The 23,426-nt window shown below is 69.5% G+C and carries 16 protein-coding genes; 5 read left to right on the top strand and 11 right to left on the bottom strand.

Translation table 11 applies throughout. From position 1 onward, the window contains the following. The first annotated feature begins 159 nt into the window (after positions 1–159). The gene (locus AAFF41_RS03660; protein WP_425526100.1) at positions 160–1,605 is read left to right on the top strand and encodes a gamma-aminobutyraldehyde dehydrogenase; all 1,446 of its coding nucleotides are present in this window, start codon (positions 160–162) and stop codon (positions 1,603–1,605) included. Between the two features lie 1,088 nt (positions 1,606–2,693). Here the strand turns inward: AAFF41_RS03660 and AAFF41_RS03655 are convergent. Then, on the bottom strand, positions 2,694–3,515 hold the full coding sequence (locus AAFF41_RS03655; RefSeq protein ID WP_319753118.1) for an SCO6745 family protein: 822 nt from the start codon (positions 3,513–3,515) through the stop codon (positions 2,694–2,696). Between the two features lie 46 nt (positions 3,516–3,561). Next, entirely contained in the window at positions 3,562–4,401 is an 840-nt protein-coding gene (locus tag AAFF41_RS03650; protein ID WP_343323441.1) for an alpha/beta fold hydrolase, read from the bottom strand. 389 nt (positions 4,402–4,790) lie between these two features. Here AAFF41_RS03650 and AAFF41_RS03645 point away from each other — a divergent pair, with 389 nt between their 5' ends. From AAFF41_RS03645 to AAFF41_RS03635, 3 genes are all read left to right on the top strand, one after another. Next, complete coding sequence (locus AAFF41_RS03645) at positions 4,791–5,990, top strand: acetyl-CoA C-acyltransferase (protein ID WP_319753116.1); 1,200 nt, start codon at positions 4,791–4,793, stop codon at positions 5,988–5,990. A gap of 160 nt (positions 5,991–6,150) precedes the next feature. Continuing rightward, positions 6,151–6,780 carry an HAD family hydrolase gene (locus AAFF41_RS03640; RefSeq protein WP_343323440.1) on the top strand — a complete coding sequence of 210 codons (630 nt, stop codon included), beginning with the start codon at positions 6,151–6,153 and terminating at the stop codon, positions 6,778–6,780. Positions 6,781–7,104: 324 nt separating this feature from the next. Beyond that, positions 7,105–7,797 (top strand): TetR/AcrR family transcriptional regulator, encoded by a 693-nt coding sequence (locus AAFF41_RS03635; protein ID WP_319753114.1) that lies wholly within the window; start codon positions 7,105–7,107, stop codon positions 7,795–7,797. A gap of 423 nt (positions 7,798–8,220) precedes the next feature. On the opposite strand, the gene AAFF41_RS03630 is transcribed toward AAFF41_RS03635, so the two are convergent. After that, positions 8,221–8,805, bottom strand: a complete 585-nt coding sequence (locus tag AAFF41_RS03630) for an SDR family oxidoreductase (RefSeq protein WP_343323439.1) — start codon at positions 8,803–8,805, stop codon at positions 8,221–8,223. 380 nt (positions 8,806–9,185) lie between these two features. On the opposite strand from AAFF41_RS03630, the gene AAFF41_RS03625 reads away from it, so the two are divergent. Continuing rightward, positions 9,186–11,606 (top strand): SpoIIE family protein phosphatase, encoded by a 2,421-nt coding sequence (locus AAFF41_RS03625; RefSeq protein ID WP_319753113.1) that lies wholly within the window; start codon positions 9,186–9,188, stop codon positions 11,604–11,606. A gap of 309 nt (positions 11,607–11,915) precedes the next feature. Here AAFF41_RS03625 and AAFF41_RS03620 read toward each other — a convergent pair whose 3' ends face one another. From AAFF41_RS03620 to AAFF41_RS03585, 8 genes are all read right to left on the bottom strand, one after another. After that, complete coding sequence (locus AAFF41_RS03620) at positions 11,916–13,532, bottom strand: sodium/solute symporter (RefSeq protein ID WP_343323438.1); 1,617 nt, start codon at positions 13,530–13,532, stop codon at positions 11,916–11,918. Further along, positions 13,529–13,984, bottom strand: a complete 456-nt coding sequence (locus tag AAFF41_RS03615; protein WP_319753111.1) for a DUF485 domain-containing protein — start codon at positions 13,982–13,984, stop codon at positions 13,529–13,531. Before AAFF41_RS03615 ends, AAFF41_RS03620 begins: the two co-directional genes overlap by 4 nt. A gap of 355 nt (positions 13,985–14,339) precedes the next feature. Further along, positions 14,340–14,573: a hypothetical protein gene (locus AAFF41_RS03610; RefSeq protein WP_319753110.1), complete on the bottom strand. Its 234-nt coding sequence runs from the start codon at positions 14,571–14,573 to the stop codon at positions 14,340–14,342. Between the two features lie 317 nt (positions 14,574–14,890). Next, positions 14,891–15,952, bottom strand: coding sequence for a threonine aldolase family protein (locus AAFF41_RS03605; protein ID WP_343323437.1), 1,062 nt, complete (start codon positions 15,950–15,952; stop codon positions 14,891–14,893). Between the two features lie 18 nt (positions 15,953–15,970). Beyond that, positions 15,971–16,546, bottom strand: coding sequence for a helix-turn-helix domain-containing protein (locus AAFF41_RS03600; protein WP_319753108.1), 576 nt, complete (start codon positions 16,544–16,546; stop codon positions 15,971–15,973). A 263-nt stretch (positions 16,547–16,809) separates the two neighbouring features. After that, positions 16,810–19,794: a glycoside hydrolase family 2 TIM barrel-domain containing protein gene (locus AAFF41_RS03595; RefSeq protein WP_319753107.1), complete on the bottom strand. Its 2,985-nt coding sequence runs from the start codon at positions 19,792–19,794 to the stop codon at positions 16,810–16,812. 44 nt (positions 19,795–19,838) lie between these two features. Then, positions 19,839–22,619: a glycoside hydrolase family 38 N-terminal domain-containing protein gene (locus AAFF41_RS03590; RefSeq protein WP_487007377.1), complete on the bottom strand. Its 2,781-nt coding sequence runs from the start codon at positions 22,617–22,619 to the stop codon at positions 19,839–19,841. Beyond that, complete coding sequence (locus AAFF41_RS03585; protein ID WP_240361450.1) at positions 22,616–23,422, bottom strand: carbohydrate ABC transporter permease; 807 nt, start codon at positions 23,420–23,422, stop codon at positions 22,616–22,618. The genes AAFF41_RS03590 and AAFF41_RS03585 overlap by 4 nt, the downstream gene beginning before the upstream one ends. Positions 23,423–23,426: the final 4 nt, after the last annotated feature.

Raw genomic sequence — 23,426 nt, 5'->3', positions numbered from 1 at the left:
GACCGGAACGCGGTCGCACGGCGTCCCCCACCCCCTGGGGCGCCGCGTCACCGCCATCGTCCAGCCAGCCCGAGCACACAGATCTGCCGACAGCAGCTTTCCGTCAGATCGCCGATCGCCCCTGCCATGATTCCCGAGCCACGAGGAGCACAGAACGTCGTGAGCGAAATCCAGGTGCTGCGCAATTACATCGACGGTGCATGTGTCGACGCGAAGGACGGCCGTACGCTGCCGGTACTCGACCCCACCACCGGTGAGGTCTACGCGAACTCACCGCTCTCGGGGCCGGCGGACGTGGACGCGGCGATGGCGGCCGCGGCGGCGGCCTTTGCCGTATGGCGCGACTCAACCCCCGGTATCCGGCAGCGGCTGCTCCTGAACATCGCGGACGCCGTCGAGGCACGTGCTGAGGAACTGGTCGAGACGGAGTGCCGGGACACCGGCAAGCCCCGCGCCCTGACCAGGACCGAAGAGATCGTTCCCATGGTCGACCAGTTGCGCTTCTTCGCGGGCGTGGCACGCCTGTTGGAGGGCAAGGCGGCGGGGGAGTACGCGGAGGGCCTCACCTCTGTCATCCGGCGCGAGCCGATCGGTGTGTGCGCCCAGGTCGCGCCCTGGAACTACCCCATGATGACGGCGGTGTGGAAGTTCGCACCGGCCATCGCCGCGGGGAACACCGTGGTCCTCAAGCCGTCGGACACCACTCCCGCGTCCACGGTGCTGCTCGCGTCGATCGTGGGTGAGGTACTGAAGAAGCTGGATCTTCCCGCCGGTGTGCTCAATGTCGTGTGCGGCGATCGGAACACCGGGCAGCTGATGGTCGAGCACGCGGTTCCAGCCCTGGCCGCGATAACCGGTTCGGTCCGTGCCGGCATCCAGGTCGCCCAGAGCGCCGCCAAGGACGTCAAACGGGTCCACCTGGAGCTCGGCGGCAAGGCACCCGTGGTCGTCTTCGAGGACGCGGACATCGTGCAGGCCGTCGAGGGCATCACGACCGCGGGCTTCTTCAACGCGGGGCAGGACTGCACGGCCGCCGCCCGCGTGCTCGTGCACCAGGACGTCCACGACGAGTTCGTCACCGAGCTGGCCAAGGCCGCCACCGGCGTCAAGACCGGTGGCGTCGACGAGGAGGGCGTGCTTTTCGGCCCGCTCAACAATGCCAACCAACTCGCGCAGGTGGGCGGATTCGTCGACCGGCTCCCCTCGCACGCCACTGTCGAGGCAGGGGGTCACCGTGTCGGTGACAGGGGCTACTTCTACGCTCCCACTGTCGTCTCCGGCCTCAGGCAGGACGACGAGATCATCCAGAACGAGGTCTTCGGCCCGGTCATCACCGTCCAGTCCTTCGCCGACGAGGATCAGGCCGTGGAGTGGGCCAACGGCGTCGACTACGCTCTCGCCTCCTCGGTCTGGACAAAGGACCACGCTCGCGCGATGCGCATGTCGAAGCGCCTGGACTTCGGCTGCGTATGGATCAACACCCACATGGTCCTCGTCGCCGAGATGCCCCACGGCGGGTACAAGAAGTCCGGCTACGGCAAGGACCTTTCGGCGTACGGCTTCGAGGACTACACCCGCATCAAGCACGTCATGACATCGTTGTGATGTGGGCTGAACGCGGTGCCGCACGACGGATGCGACACGTCGCCGTCACCGCGCGCCCATAAGGTTCGGTCCTCAAGATCTGCTACGCCTGACCATCTGGAGAGTGCTTTTTGCGATGGGGCACTGCCTCGGCCGGCTGCCGGGTGTCGGCGGTGAAGGTCTGGGCCGGAGACCCGATACCACCAAACATGTGCGGGCTCGTGGTCCCATGCCGAACCTCAATCACCAGCTCGACCGCGACGCACACATCGAACAAGCGCCGGGTCTGCGGACCGTGCGGTCTCAGTCAGGCCAGCCAAGGCGCTCGGGCCGGTGACTGCCAGGCATTGTGTCACCCGGCGCGCGACACCGAACTCCGCCGGTTCGCACCCGCCTGCGGGGTCGATGAGCGCGAGTTCGCCCCCGATCACGGAGATGGCCGCAGCCACGTCACAGGTCGTCAGGTTGTTCAAATCAGGCGCACCTGACACCGTCGGCCGGAGTGGCGCGCTTGCAGGGCTTCCTAGGGCCCAAGCTGTGACGCCGTACGGGTCTGGCACTGGGCCGCACTGCCCTCGCCCGACGGCGTGTTGCACGTCCTTGAGGATCCGGCGATCGAGCCGGTTCTGCTGCATGGTCCTGCGGTCGGGTTCAATCTCCTGGGAGTCTGTTCGACGTCTTCCGCGAGCTCGGCTCACGAAAGCGCGAGGCAGGTCCAGCTGGTTGGCAGGCAGCGTCAGGACTCAGAGGACGGTTCATCGCGGTGCTGTGCATCTCCCGGACAGAGTGCGACGAACTGATTGTCTCCGGTGGCGACTTCACGTTCCGCACCCGTGACCGGTGCAGGTCCGCGGAGGCATGTCCTACGACGTGGCCTGGCGGTTGGCTCGGGTGACCCTCCTCTCGATGAAAGGGGTGTACCGCTACCACGGGCACGTCGTCGAAGACGGACAGGAACACCATGGGCGTCAGCCGGGCTCGCAGCTATCGCTGTCGCCGATCCCGTCACGGGCGCATACCGTCGTCCGTCCGCTGTCGCGGACACGGCCTTCTCGCAGGGCATGGCCACCAGCAGATCAAGCACGAGGCGGAGGCGGGGAAACGCCTGGTCAGCCGAGCTTGAGAAGGCCGGCTTCGATGACGGCGCGGCCGAAGGGGCTCGCGAGTTCGGCGAGGCGCTCACAAGCGGTATCGCCCAGGGCGGCGTAGGCGGGAAGGGCCAGGCGGTCGGTGATGTCCTCGATGTGCCGGCGGAGGAGTGCGCCTTCCGGGCTGAGGGAGTCGCCGTCGAGGAGGCCTCGCTTGCGTAGGCGCTCCTGGGTGCCGGCCCACTCCTCCTCGGGCCACGCGCGGCTCGCCTTGAGGAAGTCGACGGGGACGTCACCGGTGGCGGCGTGCAGAATCAGGGCCTCCAACCCCCCGACGCCCTCGCTCAGCAGACATGCGACATGGCCGTCTCCACGGAACTCCCGGAGCAGCGTCTGGGCGTGCCACAGCTGCAGTACCGGCTCTTCGGGCCAAGGCAGTGCGGCATGTGCGGCGAAGAGCGGGCGGCCCTGCGTGTGTTCGCAGGCCGCCTCGGCGGCCCGACGGGTCAGCGCCAGTACCTCGTCCAAGTCGGGCAGCTCGTGGATTCCCGCCCGCCGTAGGGCTTCGCCCGCCGCGGCGTACCGCGCGTCCAACACCTGCTGCGGCGTCGTTGCGTCCCAGGCCCCGTCGATCGCCTGCCGTACGAAATCGGGGTTGAAGTTGTAGAAGGTCGAGATGACCAGCTCGGCCGATGCTCGGCCGAACGCGGCACTGCGGGAGGCGAAGTACCCGGCGCGTCCGCTCAGTCCGAGGTCCGCGTACCGTCGCCTTCCCTCGGGGACGAAGTAGATCATGCCGTGTACGGGCTCGAGGCGGCGCCAGGCCGCGCGTGCTGACTTCATGGGGTACCTCTTCGGAGAGTCGACGAACCGGGTATTCCCTGCGGGTTCAGCCCTCGCCGTGGGCTCGCAGGTGTTGCAGCAACAGGCGGCTCAGCGTTTCGGGCGCCTCCTCGGGGACCCAGTGGCTGACGCCTTGGAGGGTCTCGAACCGGTACGGTCCTTTGACCCACCGTCCGGTCTCCTGTGCGGCGGCCGGGCCGAACGCGCTGTCCTCGGTGCTCCAGACGTACAGCGTGGGCACATCGATGACTCCGATCGCGCCGTCGGGGCGGCCGGCCCGGTACCAGTTCAGCGCCGCGGTGAGAGCGCCCGGCTGGGACAGGTGGCGCACGTAGGCCTCGGCACTGTCGAGCGGGACCTTTCCGGCGTAGAGGTCGCGAAGCTCTTGGGCGTCGTGGGCGAGCATGCGCTCTTCGGTCGTGGATGTGTCGCGCCAGTCGATCATGTAGTGCGAGCGTTCGCGCTGTTCCTGGTCGGTGCGCAGGGTGGTGGCCAGAGCGCCGGGGTGCGGGGTCGAGACAACCGTCAGGGTGCGTACGCGGCCGGGGTGGGCGTGAGCGGTCCACCAGGCCACCGCGCCTCCCCAGTCATGGCCGACCAGATCGAACGCCGCCCAGCCCAGTTCCTCACTGATCGCCACCACGTCGTCGACGAGAAGGCTGATGCGGTAGTCCTCGGGCCGCTCGGGGCGGGCGCCGGGGGAGTATCCACGCTGGTCGGGTGCCACCACCCGGTAGCCGTGCGCGGCCAACGTCGCGATCTGCCGGTGCCACACCAGCCCCGTCTGCGGGAAGCCGTGCAGCAGCAGCACCGGGCGGCCCTCGGGCGGACCCGCCACGATCGCGTCGAACACGCCCGCACCGGTGGAGATGCTCGGCTCGGTCACATCCACCCCTCCGTACTGACTGGTCGGTAGCTTTCAGGTAGGAGAGATGGGCTGTCAAGACCCCGAACATGCGCGCATCCCGGCAGCGGCAGCCGCGCACTGGCGCTTTGGGTGCGCCTTGGTGTCGGACCGTTACCTCACGCTTCCCTGTTCGACCAAGGCCTTGGTTGAACATGACGCCGAATTCAACTATAACGGATCGGGAGGCTGGCTTCCGTCGACCCTGCGGCCATGGCTCATGTCATCGGTCATCGGGGAAGACGGTCGATGAGCCCTCGCCGCACCGCAGTTGGCCTTCGGCGCCGCTTAGCGGCATCGATCCCGGCTCACTCGGATTCCGCCCCGGAAGATCCCGGACGAACCGGACCAACAGGAAACAGTGAGGCGACATGAGGGAAGCAGTCATCGTTTCGACGGCGCGGACGCCGATCGGAAAGGCCTACCGCGGCGCGTTCAACGACACCCAGGCGCAGGAACTCGCCGCCCATGCCCTTTCGCACGCAGTGCGGCGCGCCGGGCTCGACGGAGGTGAGGTCGAGGATGTGATCCTCGGCTGCGCCGTGCAGCAAGGGTCTTCCGGTGGCAACGTCGCGCGTCAGGCCGCTCTCCGTGCCGGACTTCCGGACACCGTGTCGGGGATGACGATGGACCGGCAGTGCTCGTCGGGCCTGATGGCCATTGCGACGGCCGCCAAGCAGATCGTCACGGACGGCATGCAGGTGACTGTCGGCGGCGGTGTCGAGTCGATCTCCTTGGTGCAGAACGAGCACATGAACACCCACCGCATGGTGGATCCCTGGCTGGTCGAGCACAAGCCGAGTATCTACATGCCGATGGTGCAGACGGCGGAGATCGTCGCCGAACGCTACGGCGTGAGCCGGGAACGTCAGGACGAGTTCGCGCTGGTGTCGCAGCAGCGCACCTCGGCGGCGCAGGAGGCCGGCCGGTTCGACCGGGAGATCGTCGCGCTCAACAGCGTGAAGAAGCTTCTCGACAAGCGGTCCGGGGAGGTGCGGGACGAGGAGGTCACCCTGACCCGGGACGAGGGCAACCGCGCGTCGACGACGCGCGAAGGCCTGGCCGGGTTGGCGCCGGTGCTGCCCGACGGTCGGGTGAGCGCGCATTCCAGCGTGACGGCGGGCAATTCCTCGCAGTTGTCGGACGGGGCTTCGGCATCGGTGTTGATGGAGTCGCAGGAGGCCGAGCGCCGCGGACTGGAACCGCTTGGCGTCTACCGGGGTATGACCGTTGCCGGGTGCGGGCCGGACGAGATGGGCATCGGTCCGGTGTTCGCCATTCCGAAACTGCTGAAGCAGCACAACCTCTCCATCGACGACATCGGCCTGTGGGAACTCAACGAGGCGTTCGCTTCCCAGGCGCTGTACTGCCGTGACGAACTGCACATCGACCCGGAGCGGTTCAACGTCAATGGCGGCGCGATCTCGGTCGGTCATCCGTACGGAATGACCGGTGCCCGGCTGGTGGGGCATGCCCTCATCGAGGGCAAGCGCCGGGGTGTCCGGTATGTGGTGATCTCGATGTGTGTCGGCGGCGGAATGGGCGCAGCCGGACTGTTCGAGGTCGCCTGAGCTTTGCATCCCTGCTGGATACGGGCAGTGGCAAAGACCGGCCGCGTGTGCGGTACCGGGGGCACTCCATGAGAGCCGACGAAATAGGGCTGCCGTCGCATGGGCCGAGGGTAAGCCGACCGCGAGAGAGGCAGAGAGAGACGTGGATACTGTGTCGAACGTGGTGGAAAAGACCCGAACCGCCGTCCTGGTGGACTTCGGTGGCGTCATCACCTCCAGTGTGTTGCGGGCTTTCATCGACTTCGGCGCCTCGCTCGGCGGCGACCCGCGCCTGCCGTTGGACCTCCTCGGCCGGGACCAGCTATCACGCACCCTCCTGGTCGACCACGAATGCGGCCGTATCGACGCCGAAGCCTTCGAGCGAGGATTCGCCGAACGTCTCCGCGTCCACGGGGCCGACGTATCGGCCGAGGGGCTCACGGCCCGGATGCAGGCGGGAATGTCGATCGACCGGGACATGCTCGCACTGCTCGGTGATCTGCGAGCCGCCGGCCATCCCGTTGCGCTCGTATCCAATTCATTCGGTACCGGAACCTATGACGGCGTCGACCTCGCCGCTGTTGCCGATGCGGTCGTCATCTCCGCCGAGGTCGGGATCCGCAAGCCCTCCCGGCGTATGTACGCGATCGCATGTGAACGCCTCGGTGTCGACCCCGAGGAAGCAGTCATGATCGACGATCTGCAGCAGAACCTCGACGGAGCGGCACGGATCGGAATCGGGGGCGTACTCCACATCAGCGCCGCCGACAGCCGCCGCCAACTCGCCGAACGCTTCAGGATCACCGCCTGACGGTCGGCCGACCGGGCGCAACGAGGTGGGTCATCCGGCCGCACCGTTCGAGGGTCATGGAGAGGCCGGGCCAAGCCGACTGGTCGGCGAGGGTGAGACCCGTACCGTCACCTGCTCACCTCCCGGAAGGCGCCGCCCATGACAAGTGTTTACGAGTGATCGCACGGCACGGCCTCGACCCCGCCGTCGTGGGTGCGGCCGAGGCGCTCACGGTGTCCTTCTGGACGCTGTCCCCAGGGCGTCGGTTGCCGGCGCAACCCCTGTGTGCCCCGCGCGCCCTACGGCTTTGTGACTATGGCGTCGGATTCAAGTAGAGTTTCCGGGATGGACACCACCGCGCCCGAGGGGATCGAGGGCGAGCAGGCACCGCCCATGGCGCCCCTCTCGCACCTTCGCGAGCCGCCTGCGACGAAGCGCGGGGCGCGGACACGGGCCGCTTTGGTGAAGGCCGCGCGGAAGGTGTTCGAACGGGACGGCTACCTCGACACCCGCCTGACCGACATCACCAAAGAGGCTCAATGCGCGGCGGGATCCTTCTACACCTACTTCGCCAACAAGGAAGAGGTGCTTGCCGCCGTCCTCCTGGAGGCGCAGGAGGACATGATGCACCCCGGCATGGGCCGGGTGCCGGGTACCGGCGATCCTCACGCGGTACTCGAGGCGAGCAATCGCGCATATCTCGAGGCGTACAAACGGAATGCGAAGCTGATGGCCCTGCTTGAGCAGGTCGCACAGGTGGAGCCGGAGTTCCGTAAGTTCCGAAGCCGGCGCGCTGACGCGTTCATCCGCCGCAATGCCCGCGGCATCGCCGACCTGCAGGCGCGTGGTGTCGCGGACCAGGAGGTCGATCCCATGATGGCCTCCCGGGCGCTGTCGGGCATGGTCAGTGTCATGGCCTACAACGCCTTCGTGCTCGACGAAGGGCAAGAAGAAGGTGCGCCGGTGGACTTCGAGGAGCTGGTGTCCACGGTCACCCGTCTCTGGGCGAACGCCCTGCGGTTCCCCGGCCACCGCTGATCCGGCAGCCCGACCCGGGGGCGAGGCCTGCCGCTCGCGGCCGTTCGACGGTGCTGGCGCCGAGGCGGCACGAGGATCAGCGTGCGTGAACGCGCGCTCGACCGCCTGCCGCATCACACCCGGGTGCCCCCGGGTGCCTCTCTCCTTCTTGTCTCCTCCACGGGACGTGACGGTCATGCCAGGCGCATGGCCGTTTCCCTGGAAGCGAGCTCCTCGACGATCCGTTCGGTAGCCCGGCGATGCCGACGGTGATTTCCGCGTCCGCAATTCAGTGGGGCCGGGCGGCCCTCTCCGTGTGGTGGCGCGCCCGGTTCGCCGGGGCCCTCGACGTGAACCTGTGGGCTCCCGTCCTGGCGTACCCGTTCTCGGCCGAGGTGCAGTCCCCGGTGTGCGTGTCGCCGACGCACACCGCCACGACCGCCATCATCGGCGAGCGGAGTCCGATGTCGTACGCCTGCGCCGCGGCGAACAGCGGACCGCGCGTCGGTGCCACGCCGGCCAGGAGCTGGTCCAGGAGATCCCGGCGCTCCCGGTCCACGTCCGCCACCACGTGCTGCTGGTACTCGACGCGCAGCCCGGCCACGGAATCGACGAAGACGGCCGGGGCAACCCGTACCCGTACTGGGCGGCAAGGAAGGGGGCGCTCAGGTTGAGCGAGAGCTCGCGTTCCCACCGCTGCGGTGAGGTGTCCGTCAGGCCCGCGCCGAGGCCGATGCCGACGTTGACCACCACCGCGTGGAGTGCGCCGAGTTCGCGGAGAGCCTCGGCGAACATGGCCGAGGACTGGCCGGGATCCGTGGCGTCACCGATCACGGGGAGACGACGGGCACCTTCCTCACCGAACAGGGCGGCGGTGGCAGCCGCGGCGGAGGGGGAGACGTCGGCGCAGGCCACGGAGGCTCCCTCGCAGGCGGCCAGCATGGCCACCGCCCGCCCGTTGCCCGCGGGGGCCTTCGGCTTGTCGCCGGGGCGGGTGCCCTCACCGACCCGGTCCTGGCCGCGGTGCACTGCTCCTTCCGTGCCGCCGGCAGGGTGCTGGAAGCCGACTGTGGGTACGGTCTGCGCGGCGTGTACGGCCTGAGGCGCGCGAGCTCTCGAGGCCCGGACGCACTGACGATCACGCGCTGTTCATCGTGACCCGCTTTCGTGAGGTGCGGTCCATCGTGCCCGTCGTCATCCCTCAGGTCCGCCACGCCGTGCCACGCGGCGGGCGAAGCCGCGGACGCACCGGGTTTCAATAGGCTTACATGGCATCAGCAGGGCAGCGCGCATTGGGGAACGCCGAGCCACCGCCCGGACGCAGTCATGCCGGTCATCGGCGGCGGTCTGGACCCGCGGCAGAACATCGATGACCGAGTACAAGGTGGTGTCCAGCGGTGGAGGAGCGGATGAAGGAGTTCAGCCAAAGCCACGACGATCCGTTCGCCCTGCACCTCGCCGCCTTGGCCGTGCTCGACGACCGGGGAGCCGTGGTCGGATGGAGCCGGCGCGCCCAGGAACTGCTCGGCCATGCGGACACGGCCGTGATCGGTCGGCCGGCTTTCGAGGTCCTTGTCGATCCTCGCGATCTGCCGGCCGTCAGGGAGGCCGCGGCGAGCTCCAGGAGAGTCGGCGGCTGGTTCGGGATGCTCAACGTGCGGCACAGCGACGGGCGGTTCGTGGAGATGGGGCTCAGGGCGCAGGCGCTCTCGCGCCATGACCGGGTCCGTGAGTGGATTCTCGCCGGGGCACTCGCGGTTGACGTCCTGGAGTGGCAAAGAGACCGTGCGGTTCTCGACGGGTTGTACCGCCGGTGCCCGGTCGGTCTGGTCGTCCACGGCCCCGACCTGAGCATTCTCCGGGTCAACCGGGCCATCGAACGCGTCACAGGCGTCCCGGCAGCAGACTTTCGGGGGCTGCCCACGGGCTGTTTCCTGGTCCCCGATGACGCACGCGAGGCCGTGGACCGTGTGCGCCAGGTGATGGACACCGGAAGGCCATGGGTCTACTCAGAGCAGTTCGTTCGCCTGGAGCGGGATCCGGCACAAGAGCGCGTCGCGATGGTCTCGTCCTTCCGGATGGAGGACCCCTCCGGCCGCATCCTGGGTGTGGCCGAGATGATCGAGGACATCACCGAACGCCATCGAGCCCAGCGTCGGCTCGCGCTCCTCGACCAGGCCGGCAGCCGTATCGGAACCACCCTCGACGTGGCAGAGACCGCCCGTGAACTCGCCGAGGTGATGGTGCCTCACCTCGCCGACCATGCGTCAGTGGACCTGTTTCAGTCGGTGACGCGCGGTGAGGAACTGACGCGTGCCCTGGCAGGGCCTGTGGTGCGAGTGGGGGCCTGCAGCGTCGGTGCCCAGCAGCCTGGCCCACCCCACCCCCAGGGCGAGCCGGTGGAGTTCGGGCCCGACACACCGCAGGCCAGGTGTCTGGCCGAAGGGCGGCCCGTCCTGGAACCGGTTCTCCGGCCCGACTGGTTCTCCATGGCAGGTCGCCAGGGGGCCCATGCTCCGGACCTCGGCGTCCACTCGCTGATCGTGGTACCTCTTGCCGCACGTGGCCTGGTGCTGGGCGTGATGACCCTGTGGCGTTCGCTCCGTCCCGATCCCTTCGAGTCGGACGATCTCACCCTCGCCCAGGAACTCGCCTCACGTGCCGCCGTCGCCGTCGACAACGCCCGGCGCTTCACCCAGCAGCAGCAGACCGCGTTCACCTTGCAGAGCAGCCTTCTGCCCCGGGCGGTTCCGGACCAGTCGGCTGTCGAGGTGGCCCTGCGCTACCTGCCGGCCAGTGGGGCTCCGGGCCTGGGCGGCGATTGGTTCGACGTCATTCCCCTGTCCGGGGCCCGAGTCGCCCTCGTCGTCGGTGACGTGGTGGGACGCGGCATCCATGCTGCCGCCACCATGGGCCGGCTGCGTACCGCCGTGCATACGCTCGCCAGCCTCGACCTGGAACCGGACGAGGTCCTCTCCCGCCTGGACGACCTGGTCAACATGCTGGCGGCCGAACAGGAGGCAGCCGGCGAACGGCCCGTGGGCGAGCAGGTCGTCGGTGCCACCTGCCTGTACGCCGTGTACGACCCTGTCTCCCGGCGCTGTTCCGTGGCCCGCGCCGGTCACCCACCGCCGGTGGTGACGACTCCGGACGGTGAGGCGGCTCCGCTCGACCTGCCCGCCGGCCCACCGCTCGGCCTGGGCGGCCTGCCGTTCGAGGCCCGGGAGATCGAACTGGCCGAGGGAAGTCTGTTGTGCCTGTACACCAACGGAGTCATCGGCGAGCGTCACATCGATGCCGACGTCGGCCTGACGAAGCTGTGCGCGGCGCTCACCCGCCCTGCGGACGCGCTGGAGCGGACATGCCAAGCGGTGGTCGACTCGCTCGTGCCGTCGCGCCCCAGCGACGACGTCGCTCTGCTGATCGCCCGCACCCGCGTGCTGCCACCGGACGATGTCGCCTTCTGGAGTCTGCCGCTGGAGCCTGCCAGCGCCGCTCGGGCCCGGGAATTGGTCTCGGCCAAGCTGACCGAATGGGGTCTGGAGCACTTGGCGTTCACCACCGAGTTGATCGCCAGCGAACTGATCACCAATGTCTACCGGTACGCCAGCGGGCCTGCGACTCTGCGGCTGATCCGTGAACGGTGTCTGGTGTGCGAGGTCAGCGACACCAGCCACACCTCACCACACCTGCGCCGCGCCCGTGCCACCGACGAGGGCGGGCGCGGTCTGTTCCTGGTGGCCCAGATGGCCGAACGCTGGGGTGCCCGCTACACCCGTGAGGGCAAGACGGTGTGGACCGAACAACCACTGACCGGCCCACCCACCTGACCGCTTCAGGCCGTGCCGGGCTCTGGCGGGGGCAGGACGCGGAGCGCCGATGCGGGCGTACGGCGACAGGGCCGGAGCGAGCTGCGCTTCCGGGGGTCGGGCCGAGGACCACGAGAACATCGGGCAGCCGACACGGGCCGCCTCCGGGGAACTGTCCGAGAGCCGCAATCCAGCCCGCGTCGATGTCATGAGCACAGGTGGCCTCGACGCGCGGCCGGCATGAAGGGGCCGCGCGACGGGACTTGCCCCCTGGGCGGACCACGGCCGCGGCACCGAGGCCGCTCGCGTAGCCCGCCCCCGCCGGCGTGGTCATTCGGCTGCGGCGAGCAGCCGTGCCTCGCTCTCGTCGTACAGCCGCCGGTTCTCGTGACTGTCGGCGGCGCGGCGCCGGTGGTCAAGACGGCTGCCCAGCCAGCCCGCCAGGTAGCCGAACGGGATGGAGACCAGTCCGGTGGACTGCATGGGGAACAGGTCGAAGTCGGCGTTCGGGAAGACGGCGGACGGCGTGCCCGAGACGGCCTTGGAGAAGACCATCAGCAGCAGTGCGCAGGCGGCGCCGCCGTAGAGGGTGGCGAGCAGGCCGGTTCGAGTGAATCCTCGCCAGAACAGGGAGTAGGTGAGCGCGGGTGCCACCGCCGATGCCCCTATGCAGATGGCCAGAGTGGTCAGTACGCCGACGTCCCAGTTCTGGACCAGGGTGGAGAGCGCGATGGCAACGGTTCCCACGGCCACACTCGTCCACCCCGCCACCGTCATCTCCGTGCGCGGCTCCGCCCGTCCCCGTAGCACCGCATGGGCGAACAGGTCGTGGGCGAGCGACGAGGCCGCGGCCAGGGTCATCCCAGCGACCGACGACAGCAGCGTGATGAACACCATGCCCGCCACGGCCGCGTAGAGAATCGTCGCGCCTGCGGAGGCAGGGGCCCCGCCGAGTACCTGCGACAGCATGAGCACCGATGTTCTGCCTTGCGGGTCGGCCGCGGTGATATACCGCGATCCCACCAGCGCCGCCGCGCCCGTACCGATGATGATCACGAGCAGGCAGAACGCGGTGACCGTGCCGACTGCCCACGACATGGAGCGACGCACGGCCGGCACGTCCTGCGCGGAGTACAGACGCATCGTGATGTGGGGCAGACAGGCCACGCCGAGGACCACGGTGATCTGGAGACTGACGAAGTCCAGCCGGTCAACGGCCGAGGTGCCCAACTGAAGGCCCTGCCGGAGGAAGGCGGGGCCCGCGCCGCTGCCGTGCTGGGCGGCGCTGAGGACGTCGCCGGGGCTCCAGTCGAAGCGGTTCAGGACGAGAGCGGCGACGACGACGCTGGTGCCGAGCAGGAGCACAATCTTGATCATCTGTATGAGAGCGGTTCCTCTCATACCGCCGAGCGCCGCGTAAATGATCATCAGGCTGCCGACGATGACGATGCACGCCGTCCTGGCGCCGGCCACGTGCGGGATGTTGAGGATGAAGGTGAGCAGCGACCCGGCCCCGGAGAGCTGGACGACCAGGAAGGGCAGGGTCGCAGAGAGCGTCACCAGGCAGGAGGCGATACGCACGGCCCGCCCCGGCATGTTGCGGGCCAGGACGTCGCCCATGGTGAACCTGCCGGCGTTGCGCAGGGGTTCGGCCAGCAGGAACATCAGCAGCACCAGCGACAGGGCAGTGCTGACCGCGAGGACATAGCCGTCGTAACCGGCGAGCGCGATGATGCCCGTGGTGCTCAGCACCGTGGCCGCCGAGATGTAGTCGCCCGCGATCGCCAGGCCGTTCTTGAGCGGGGTGAGCGAGAGGTAGCCGGTGTAGAAGTTCGTCAGGTCGTCGCGGTCCGGTCCCGCCATGATGCACATCAGCAGCGTGACAGTGACCAGCGTGGTGAACAGAATCAGGACGGTGGCCTGCGTCCCGGAGTTGAACTGGTTCATCTCGCCGCCTTCGGGTTCCGGCCGGTGGGGACCGTCCGCTCCCTGACGGCGCGGGCCAACGGATCCACCGAGCGTTGTGCGCTGCGTCCGTACCAGAAGACCGCCGCAAAGGTGACGACGAGCTGGAGGACCCCCAGAGCCATTCCCAGGCTCAGCTCTCCGGCGATCTTGGCCCCCATCAGGCCTGGCGCATAGCAGGACAGCACGACGTACACCACGAAGGAGCCGAGCGCGGCGAGTGTGGAGATCCGTCGGAGCAGGCGGTAGGCCGAGCGCAGGGCGTCGAGGTCGGCACTGCGCCGATGCGTCTCGTGCGCGTACGGCTCATCCCAAGGGGCTGGCCCGTACGACCCGTACCGAGGGGCGTCGTGCCCGTACGACTGGGGCGCGGTGTGGGGCAGCGGCCATCTCGTCGCTGATTGCGGGTACTTGTTCTCATCGGGGTATGTCATCGCCTGGCCTTCCGCTTCGGCTCGGATCCGTGGAGGTGAACTGGGGGGAACGGGTTGGGCGGCGCACGATACCGACTGGTTGGAATGTCTGTAAGTCCACCAGGGGTTACGTTTCAGGGTCGATGCGGTTCCCCGGCAAAGATCGGCCGACCGCGTACGGATCAGGCCGACGGCCCTGCAGGACGGCTGGTGAACTCCGAACGAACCCTCATGCAGCTCCCAACGTGGGCCCAGGCCCTGGTCGGTGGCACGCGCGCGGTCGACATAGGGCTGGCGCCGGGTCGTCGCACTGACGAGGCCAGGAGGAAGTCGCGCTCGCCGGATCGCGTCCGCGGGACCGCCCGCGCCAACTCGATCACCGGCACCGGACCGCTCGGACCCGGCGCCTGTCCAGCCAGACCCGTCGCTCCACTCCACTCCTCACCGTGCCCGCGTCGCGGAACTTGAGCCAGAACCGATTTCCGCGAACAAAGCGCAGCGGAAGGTTCCGCAGCTCGTCGTCGGTGATGGGGATGACCTGCGCCTTGGTCAGCTCGTAGCCCTTGTCTTCGACTTGGGCGAGTACGGCATGCGAGGTGCTGGGGCTCAAGATTCACTTGGCAGAGGGGCGCCCGTTCGTCCGTGGGCGCCGGGAAAGTGGTGGAAGACGAGTGGCCCGTCCTGTCCGCCCTCCGGTGAGCTGAGGATGCAATCAGGCGTGACGGCCCGGTCCACCTGACCGGACCTTCTTCTCCTGGCCGATCGTCGGGCACGTCCAGGCTGTCTCTCGGGTGAGGTATCGAGGGCTCCCTGGGGGCGGCTACGAGTCGCGGCCGGGACCGTCTCGTCCGAAGGCCGGCCCTGTGGCGCGCGGTTCCCCCTTGCCTAGGGCGTCGGTGTGACCGAGCCGTTGCCCCCGTCCGTCGGTCAGCGGGTGTGGCGGCGGACCGCGTCGAGCAGCTGGTCGATGTCGGCGGCGCTGTGGGAGAAGGCGGTGACGAGCCGGACGATCCCCGGTTCCCAGCGGTCGTGGTAGAACACGTAGCCCTCGGCGAGGAGTCCTTCGGTGACCTGCTGGGGCAGGCGGCAGAAGAGGATGTTGGCCTGTGGGGTGGCCAGAAGGCCGGTGCCGGGGATGGACTTGAGGCCGTCGCCGAGGCGGGTGGCCATCGCGTTGGCCTGGCGGGCGTTGCGCAGCCACAGGCCGTCGGTGAGGTAGGCGTCGATCTGGGCCGCCTGGAAGCGCATCTTGGAGGTGAGCTGGCCGGCACGCTTGACGCGGAAGGCGAGTTCGGCGGCGAGTGCGGGGTCGAAGGAGACGATCGCGTCGGCGGTCATGGCGCCGTTCTTGGTGGCGCCGAAGGACAGGACGTCGACGCCGGCCTTCCAGGTCATCTCAGCCGGGGTGGCGCCGAGGTGGTCCAGGGCGTTGGCGAAGCGCGCTCCGTCCATGTGGACACGCAGTCCCGCGTCCTTGGCGATGGCGGACAGGCCGCGGATCTCCTCCAGGGTGTAGACGCTGCCGCTCTCGGTGGCCTGGCTGATGCTCACCGCAGACGGCTGCACGCTGTGCACGTCGCCGGCCCGGCGGCGCACCGCCACCCGCAGCACCTCGGGGTCGATCTTGCTGTCGGGGCCTGGCACACCGACGAGCTTGGCGCCGTTGGTGAAGAACTCCGGAGCGCCGCACTCGTCGGTGTTGATGTGGCTGTCCGGGTGGGAGAGCACGCTGCCCCACGGCGGGGTGAGGGCGGCCAGGCTCAGGCCGTTGGCGGCGGACCCGGTGGAGACCGGGAAGACATCGACGTCCCGCTCGAAGATCTCGCCGAGCCTGCGGCGGGCGCTGTCGGTGAAGGGGTCGTTGCCGTACGGCAGGACCTGTCCGGCGGCCGCGTCGGTGACGGCCTGGGCTATCCGCGGGGACGCCCCGGCCATGTTGTCGCTGATGAAGGCACGGCTGGAGGGGGTGATGGCGATGGCGGCGCTCATGAGGCGTCTTCCTTGGTCTCAGGTGGTGATGGGGGAGGCGAAGACGACGGTGATGTCCACTTCCTCCGCGCCGGTGCGGTAGAAGTGCGGGGCGTCCCCCGCGAAGGCGAGCATGTCGCCGGGGCCCAGATGGTGCGGGGCGTCGACGGGGCCGGCGGTGACGTGCCCGGTGGCGATGAGCAGGTGCTCGATGGTGCCCGTGGCGTGCGGGACGCCGGGCAGCTCCGTCTCGGGCGGAATGCGCAGCCGCCAGATCTCCAGGCTGTTGCCGCTGCTGATGCGGCGCAGCAGTTCGCGGGAGACCTCGCCGGGCTCGATGTCCGTGCCCGGTCGGAAGACCGGCCCGGTGTCGGCGTCACGCGCCAGCAGGTCGGCGATCGGAATGCGCAGGGCGATCGCGATCGCATCCAGGGTGTCGATGGTCGGATTGCCGTTGCCGGCCTCCAGCTGCGACAAGGTGGCCTTGCTCAGCCCGGCGCGCCGGGCCATCTCCGCGGCGCTCATGCCGCGCTGCTGGCGGCGCAGGCGGATCTTCGCGCCGACGGCGGCTGCGGTACTGCTGACCGGCCGGCGGCCGGACGGAGGGGGCGTCATCAGCGGCTCCTGGGGGTCGCGGTGCGAGGCACACCGATGCCGGCCGGAAGAACCCTGATCGAATGAACCATGCGTTCACTATACCGAACCCATCCGTCGAAGTGAACGAGGCGTTCGATTTAGTGAACAGCCCTGATTGAGGGAGATGCGCGCCACCGGTGGCTCATACGCAAGACCCGTGTCGGCCGGCCGCTGTGCTGCGGTCGGCCGACACGGGTGCCCCTCGCGGTTCGGTGCTCCGTCGGTGTCAGGAGCCGGTGAGGTCAGCCCGCCGTGATGCGCAGCCTGATCGTGCGGGCCTCGGGACGCAGGGCGAACTCGGGCCACACGTCCGGGCCGCACGACCGCGAACCGAGTCCGTGCTGCACCGCGTCGATGGTCAGACGGCTCGTCGTCGAGGCGGGGAGCTCATACGGATGTCCGGCCCGTGCGAGTTCCTGGGGCGTGTGGCGGCTGAGCGTGAAGCCGGGCCGCCGTCCCTGCGTGTCGGGCAGGGCCTCGACACGGAACACCTTCGCGCCCGTGCTCGTGAGGGTCAGCCGGCGCAGGCCGGACCGGTGTCCGGTCTCCTGGGGACGTGCGTAGTCGACCGAGAGGTCGTCGATGCCGGAGGAGAATCGGCCGGTGCGCGCCGCCCGCAGGCTGTCGGGGTACGACTCCGACGGGCCGAGCCCGAACCACTCGGCGCCGTCGACGGGTGCCCCGCCGTCGGGCAGGTCGAAGCGGATGCCGATCCGCGGCCACACCGTGCTCCAGCCCCTCGAGGGCTCGATCTCCACCCGGAGTTCGAGCTCACCGGCTTCGAGCGACCAGACGGACTCCACCATCACGAACAGGGCGGAGTTCGCCGCGGAGACCTTGTCGAGCGTGCGCAGCGCGTCCGCCGTGTCGTGGGGCCGCTCCACGGACACACGACGTGCGGTCAGCCGGTCGAGACCGTCGCGACGCCACAGCTCGGCGTTGGACACCCCCGGGACACTCGCGTCGCTCTCCTCCACACCGTCCGACGGGCTCTCGTCGTTGTCGGTCGGGGCACGGAACAACTCCAGCCGTGGTCCTGTCACGGCGCGGCCGGCCAGGCTCACGAGGCGTCCGTCCACGAACTCGGCGGCCCCGAGCGTCAGCGTTCCGGTGTCCGGTCGCCAGCCCGTGCGGTGCCGCACGGCGGGCACGGGGATGTGAGGCGAACGGTCCGACTGGACGGTGGCCACCACATGGCCCTGGGAAGCCCAGGGGGAGGCGGTCGCCAGGACCGCGTCGATCGTCAGCCATGTCTCGCCCTCGGGCGCCACCGGGACCGGCGGGAGGGACACCCACCCCGACTCGCCCGCCGCGACCACCGGGACCTCCAGGTCCCCGGCGTCCACAGGCGTTCCGTCGTGCTCGACCCGCCAGCGAAAACGCAGATCGGAGGTGTCGGCCGAGTGCCGCAGGTTCGTCACCGCGACCTTGTCGCCGTCGAAGACGAAACGGACCGGCTGTACGACCGCCTTGTACTCGTACAGGCTGGGCGTCGGGACGTCGTCGCTCAGCAGCATGCCGTCCATCACGAAGTTGCCGTCGTGCACGACCTCACCGAAGTCGCCTCCGTAGGCCTGGTACGCAGTGCCGTCCGGGGCCGTGGCCAGGATGCCGTGGTCGCGCCATTCCCAGACGAACCCGCCGTGCAGCCGCGGATGTTCGTGCACCAGCGCCTCGTACTGATCGAGCGCCCCCGGCCCGTTGCCCATGGCGTGGGCGTACTCGCACAGCAGGAACGGCTTGGCCCGCTGCCGGGCGCTCTGCGAGGGGGTGCAGTTCAGCAGCGGCGTCTCCGTGCCGTCCGTGCCGATGCGCTCGGTCTCCGGCACCGACGCGTACATACGCGAGTACACGTCGGTGTACTCGCCGGTGTAGTCGCCCTCGTAGTGCACGGGGCGTTCGGCGTCCCGTGCGTGCACCCAGGCCGACATGGCGGCGAGGTTGCTACCGGTACCCGACTCGTTGCCGAGCGACCAGATCACGATGCTCGGGTGGTTCTTGTCCCGTTCGACCGTCCGCCGGATGCGGTCGAGGTACGCCTCCCGCCACGCCGGGTCGTCGCTCGGGTTGCCCACCCAGCCGAGCTTCTCGAAGCCGTGGGTCTCCAGGTCGCACTCGAGCACGACCCAGAAGCCGAGTTCGTCGGCGAGGTCCAGCAGGCGCGGATGCGGCGGGTAGTGGCTGGTGCGGATGGCGTTCACGTTGAACCGCTTCATCCGGGCCAGGTCCTCGCGGGCGTGCTCCTCGTCGAAGACCCGGCCGCGCACGGGATGCGCCTCGTGGCGGTTGACCCCGTGGAACACGACACGACGGCCGTTGACCAGGAACCGGTCACCGCGGATCTCGACCGTACGGAAGCCCACGCGCAGCGCGATGCTCTCCGCCGCCGTCGACACGGTGGCGTCGTACAGGCGGGGCCGCTCGGCCGACCAGGGCTCCACCTCGCCGGCGTCGACCGGCGTCACGTCGGCCGCGGTCGCCCAGACCTGCTCGACGCCGAGTTCGGGGATACGCAGGGTGACCGGGAACGCGGACGCCTCGGCGGTGATCTCCGCCTCGACACGCCCGCGGCCGTCGCGGAACCCGGTCCGCAGCCAGACGTCCTCGATGCCGCCGAGCGGCCGGGCGGTCAGCGTGACGTCGCGGAAGATGCCCGGCAGCCACCACTGGTCCTGGTCCTCGACGTAACTGGCCGCCGACCACTGATGCACCCGTACAGCGACGACGTTGTCGCCCGGACGCACCGCCCGCGTGACGTCGAACTCGTGGGCGAGCCGGCTGCCGCCGGCGCTGCCGATGTCGACACCGTTGACCCAGACCCGGAAGAGCGACTCGACACCGTCGAACCGCAGCACGATCCGCTCGGCGTCGGACCAGTCGGCGGGTAGGGCGAAGTGACGCCGGTAGTCGCCGGTGGGGTTCTCGTCCGGGACGTGAGGCGGGTCGATCGGGAACGGGAACTGGATGTTGGTGTAGATCGGCCGGCCATGGGCTCCGTCGCCCTCCAGCACCCAGTGGGACGGCACCGGGATGCTCTCCCAGACGTGGTCGTCGAATTCTTCGGCCGCGAAGTCCTGTGCCACCGACGCCGTGGGCGAGAGCCGGAAACGCCAGGCTCCGTTCAGCGAGAGCGAGGGAGCGTCGGAGTGCAGCCACGAGCGCGCCGGGCGTAGCGCACCGCGCCCGGGTGTGGGGTCCGAAACGTACGCGGAAAGCTCGGAGGGCAAGAGGTCACAACTTTCTTGGTGGCAGCGGGGAGATTCTTCGAGGGCTAGCGGAGGACCACGGTGCGGATCTCCCAGGGGCCGAGGGCGAGTTCGAGGCCGTCGCCGGACGGTTCCGCTTCCGCGGAGAGCGGTCTTCCGAGCAGGTCGACCGCCGTCGCCTCGGTGAACGAACCCGTCACCCGGACGACCGAGCCGGTGTCGCTCATCGCGGCCAGCCGCACCTCGGTTCCGGACCCGCGCTCCTCGTCGGTGACGCGGCGGACACTGGAGACGAGGACGTCCCTGCCGTCGACCCGGAGCCCGGTCGCGTCGTCCGGCAGGTCGCCTCCGCCGGGCGCGGTGCCACGGGTGACGAGCACGTCGCCCCGGAACTCCTCGGCGAGGGCGACCGCGTCGGCCCCCTGCCAGCCGGTCGAGGAGGGCAGCACGGCGAAGCGGTTCGCGATCCGCATGCCGAGGTCCTGCGCACCCGGCGCGGCGATCTCGCTCGCCGCGGGCTCGTCGCGCAGGGGATGGATGTTGACGCTGATCGAGCCGATCGCGCGCAGCAGGGTGACGGCCAGTTCCGTGCCGTCGCCGACGAGTTCGTACTCGCTGGAGTGGTCGAGCAGCACGGTCGCCGGTCCGGCCGACACGAACGAGCTCGCCGGGAAGGTCGGGAGCGGATACTCGCCCCAGCCGCCCTCGGCGGTGAGCCCGCGCTCGGTCACGGCGAACTGACCGGCGGACGCGGAGACGGTCACCGGCTCCGGCAGCGGCACGTGGAAACGCAGCCGGTGGTCGGCGGACTGGTTCAGGAACGACGTGGAGACCCGGACGAACGGCTCGCCCGCGCGCACCTCCACGAGCGTGTCCACCGGAGTCGCCACGGTCCGCTCGGCGCGCAGATCGCGGTCGTCGCACAGCGCGGCGGGCCACGCGTAGACGCGGGTGATCCGCAGCCGGGAGCGCAGCGGACCCTCTTCGAGGACGTCGACGGTCGTCTCCACCGGCTCCGACACGAGTACGTCCCGTGCCGGGGGCGCGTAGTTGTAGCTGTCGCCGCGGTCACCGCCGTCGACGAGGCGGCCGACGCCGCTCAGGACGGTGCCGTCGGCGCCGGTCACGGTCAGGGTGCCGTCGGCGGCGACCTCGACGTCGACCAGGCCGTTGGACACTCCGCGAGGCGTCGCCGTGGCATCCGCGAGGGTGGCCGACGGGGCGGCCGGCCGCTCGCTCGGCGCGACCCGGAAACTCGCCAGCCCGGAGGCCGGCACGTGCACCGGCACCAGCGCGGTCGCCCGCGCCTCCTCCAGCGTCAGCACCCGCCACTCGCCCGGGTGCGCGGCGGCCGCCTCGGCGACCTCGCGGCGCAGGATCAGCAGGTCGAACGGTCCGCTGGTGGGCACCTCGGCGAGGTGGAAGACGAGCGAGTTCGGGGTGAGTTCGTAGTGGTCGATCAGCCGGCCGAACAGCTCCCGGCGGTGGATACGGCGCAGGACGCGTTCGAGCCGGGAGGCGTCCATACGCTCGTCGCTGAGCACGGTCGGATCCTGCGAGATCAGCTGCACGGAGCGCGTGGAGCCGTCGGCGGCGGTCGCGACAAGACCGGCTCCCGCAGGTGGCGCCACCACGTCCACCTCGACCAGCGCCGTACGGGCGAACGGCAGCGGGTTGGCGACGAGATGAGCGTCGCTCGGCACCCGGGCGGCGGGCTCGGCGAGCGCGGCGTCCCGCACGGCACGCGCGGTCTGCGCGGCCTCGGCCAGGCGGGCGTCGACCTGGTCGCAGGTCTCGTCGGTACCCGAGCCGACGACCGAGTCGTGCGCCGTCGACTCGATGATCTTGTGCCAGGCGAGTGACAGGAACGGCGTGTCGTCCCGCCGGGACCACAGGGCGTTCGCGCGCTCGGCGTGGTCGACGGTGCGTTCGGCGACGGCCATCCGCTGCTTGAGCCCGAGCCGGACGGAGAGTACGCCGGGCAGGATGTTGCCGCGGACGTGGCTGCGCAGCTCGCCGGTGACGACGGCGGACACCTCGTCCCGCACGTGCGCGCGGATGTACTCGTCGAGGGTCGCGATCGTGATGGCGCGCTCCTCGCCGGAAGCACGCCGCAGCCAGTCCGCGAGCCGCGGGTCGGGCGCGTTGTGGTCGGTGCCGGCCATCGCGAGCACCGGGTCGCCGCCCCATCGCTCGGCCGTCATCCGCGCGTAGTCGTCGAGCGCGCGGCCGATCCGGTCGGGCACGAGCAGGACGTCGAGACCGTTGTCGTAGCCGTCGAAGAGGAACTCGGTGCGCACCTCGGAGCCGTCCGGCGCGCGCCAGCGGAAGGCGTGGCCGTCGACGGAGCCGGGCACACCGCGCCACAGCGCCGCGTGCTCGATCCCGGCGCGGGCGAGGATCTGCGGCATCTGCGCGATGTGGCCGAACATGTCCGGCAGATACCCGACGGGCATCGCACCGCCCAGTCGCTCCGCCGCGTCCCAGCCCATCCGGAGGTTGCGCACGATCGTCTCACCCGAGCAGAGGAACTCGTCGAGCAGGATCAGCCACGGTCCGATGGCGAGCCGGCCCTCGCGCACCAGCGCCACGAGGCGGTCGCGGTTCTCCGGCCGCATCTCCAGGTAGTCCTCGACCGCGGCCATCTGCCCGTCGACGGTGAACCGGAAGTCGGGGTTCGCCTCAGCTGTCTCCAGCACGGTGTCCAGGGCGGTGACGAGCCGGTGCCGGAACACCTGGAACGGCTCGTACCACTCCCGGTCCCAGTGGAAATGGGGCACGAAGACGGCGGAGTTCTGCATGGCGAGGGGGACCTTCTGTGCGGACGTGCGGGGGAGAGCGGTCACTTGAGGGAACCGGCGGCGAGCCCGGTGCGCCAGAACCGCTGGAGGAGGATGAACACGATGATCACGGGCACGATCGACACCAGCGAGCCGGTGATCACGGACTCCTGGAGCAGCGGGGCCCGGGCGGTCTGGCCGTTCCACTCGTACAGGCCGAGCGTGATCGGGAACAGTGACTCCTTCTGGAGCATCACCATCGGCAGGAAGAAGTTGTTCCAGATGGCCACGAACTGGAACAGGAAGATGGTCACCAGGGCCGGCGTCATCAGCCTGGACGACACCGAGAAGAACGTACGGAACTCGCCCGCGCCGTCCAGCCGCGCCGACTCGATCAGCTCCTGCGGGACGGCGGCGTTGGCGAAGATGCGCGCCAGGTAGACACCGAACGGGCTGACGATGCTGGGCAGGAACACCGCGAGGTAGGTGTTGACGATCCCGGTCGCCGAGAAGAGCAGGAACAGCGGCAGGGCCAGCGCGGTGGTCGGGACGAGGACACCGCCGAGCACGACGGAGAAGAGGAACTCCCTGCCTCGGAAGCGGAACTTGGCCAGCGCGTAGCCGCACAGGGCCGAGATCAGGGTGCCCACGGCCGCGCCCAGCACCGCGTAGATGACGGTGTTGACGGCCCACCGCCCGAAGACGCCGTCGCTGCGGGTGAACAGGATGCGCAGGTTCTCGAACAGGTTGAAGTGCGAGAACGCCAGCCCGTTGGTGGTGGCGAGCTCACCCTGAGGCTTCGTCGCCGCGACGACCAGGAAGTAGACCGGCAACAGGAAGTAGACGGCCAGGAGGAACATCAGGGCCATGACG

The organism is Streptomyces mirabilis (assembly GCF_039503195.1).
GTDB classification, from domain to species: Bacteria; Actinomycetota; Actinomycetes; order Streptomycetales; family Streptomycetaceae; genus Streptomyces; species Streptomyces mirabilis_D.
Note: the sequence above shows the minus strand (reverse complement) of the source record. Positions and strands in the feature narration are given on the sequence as shown.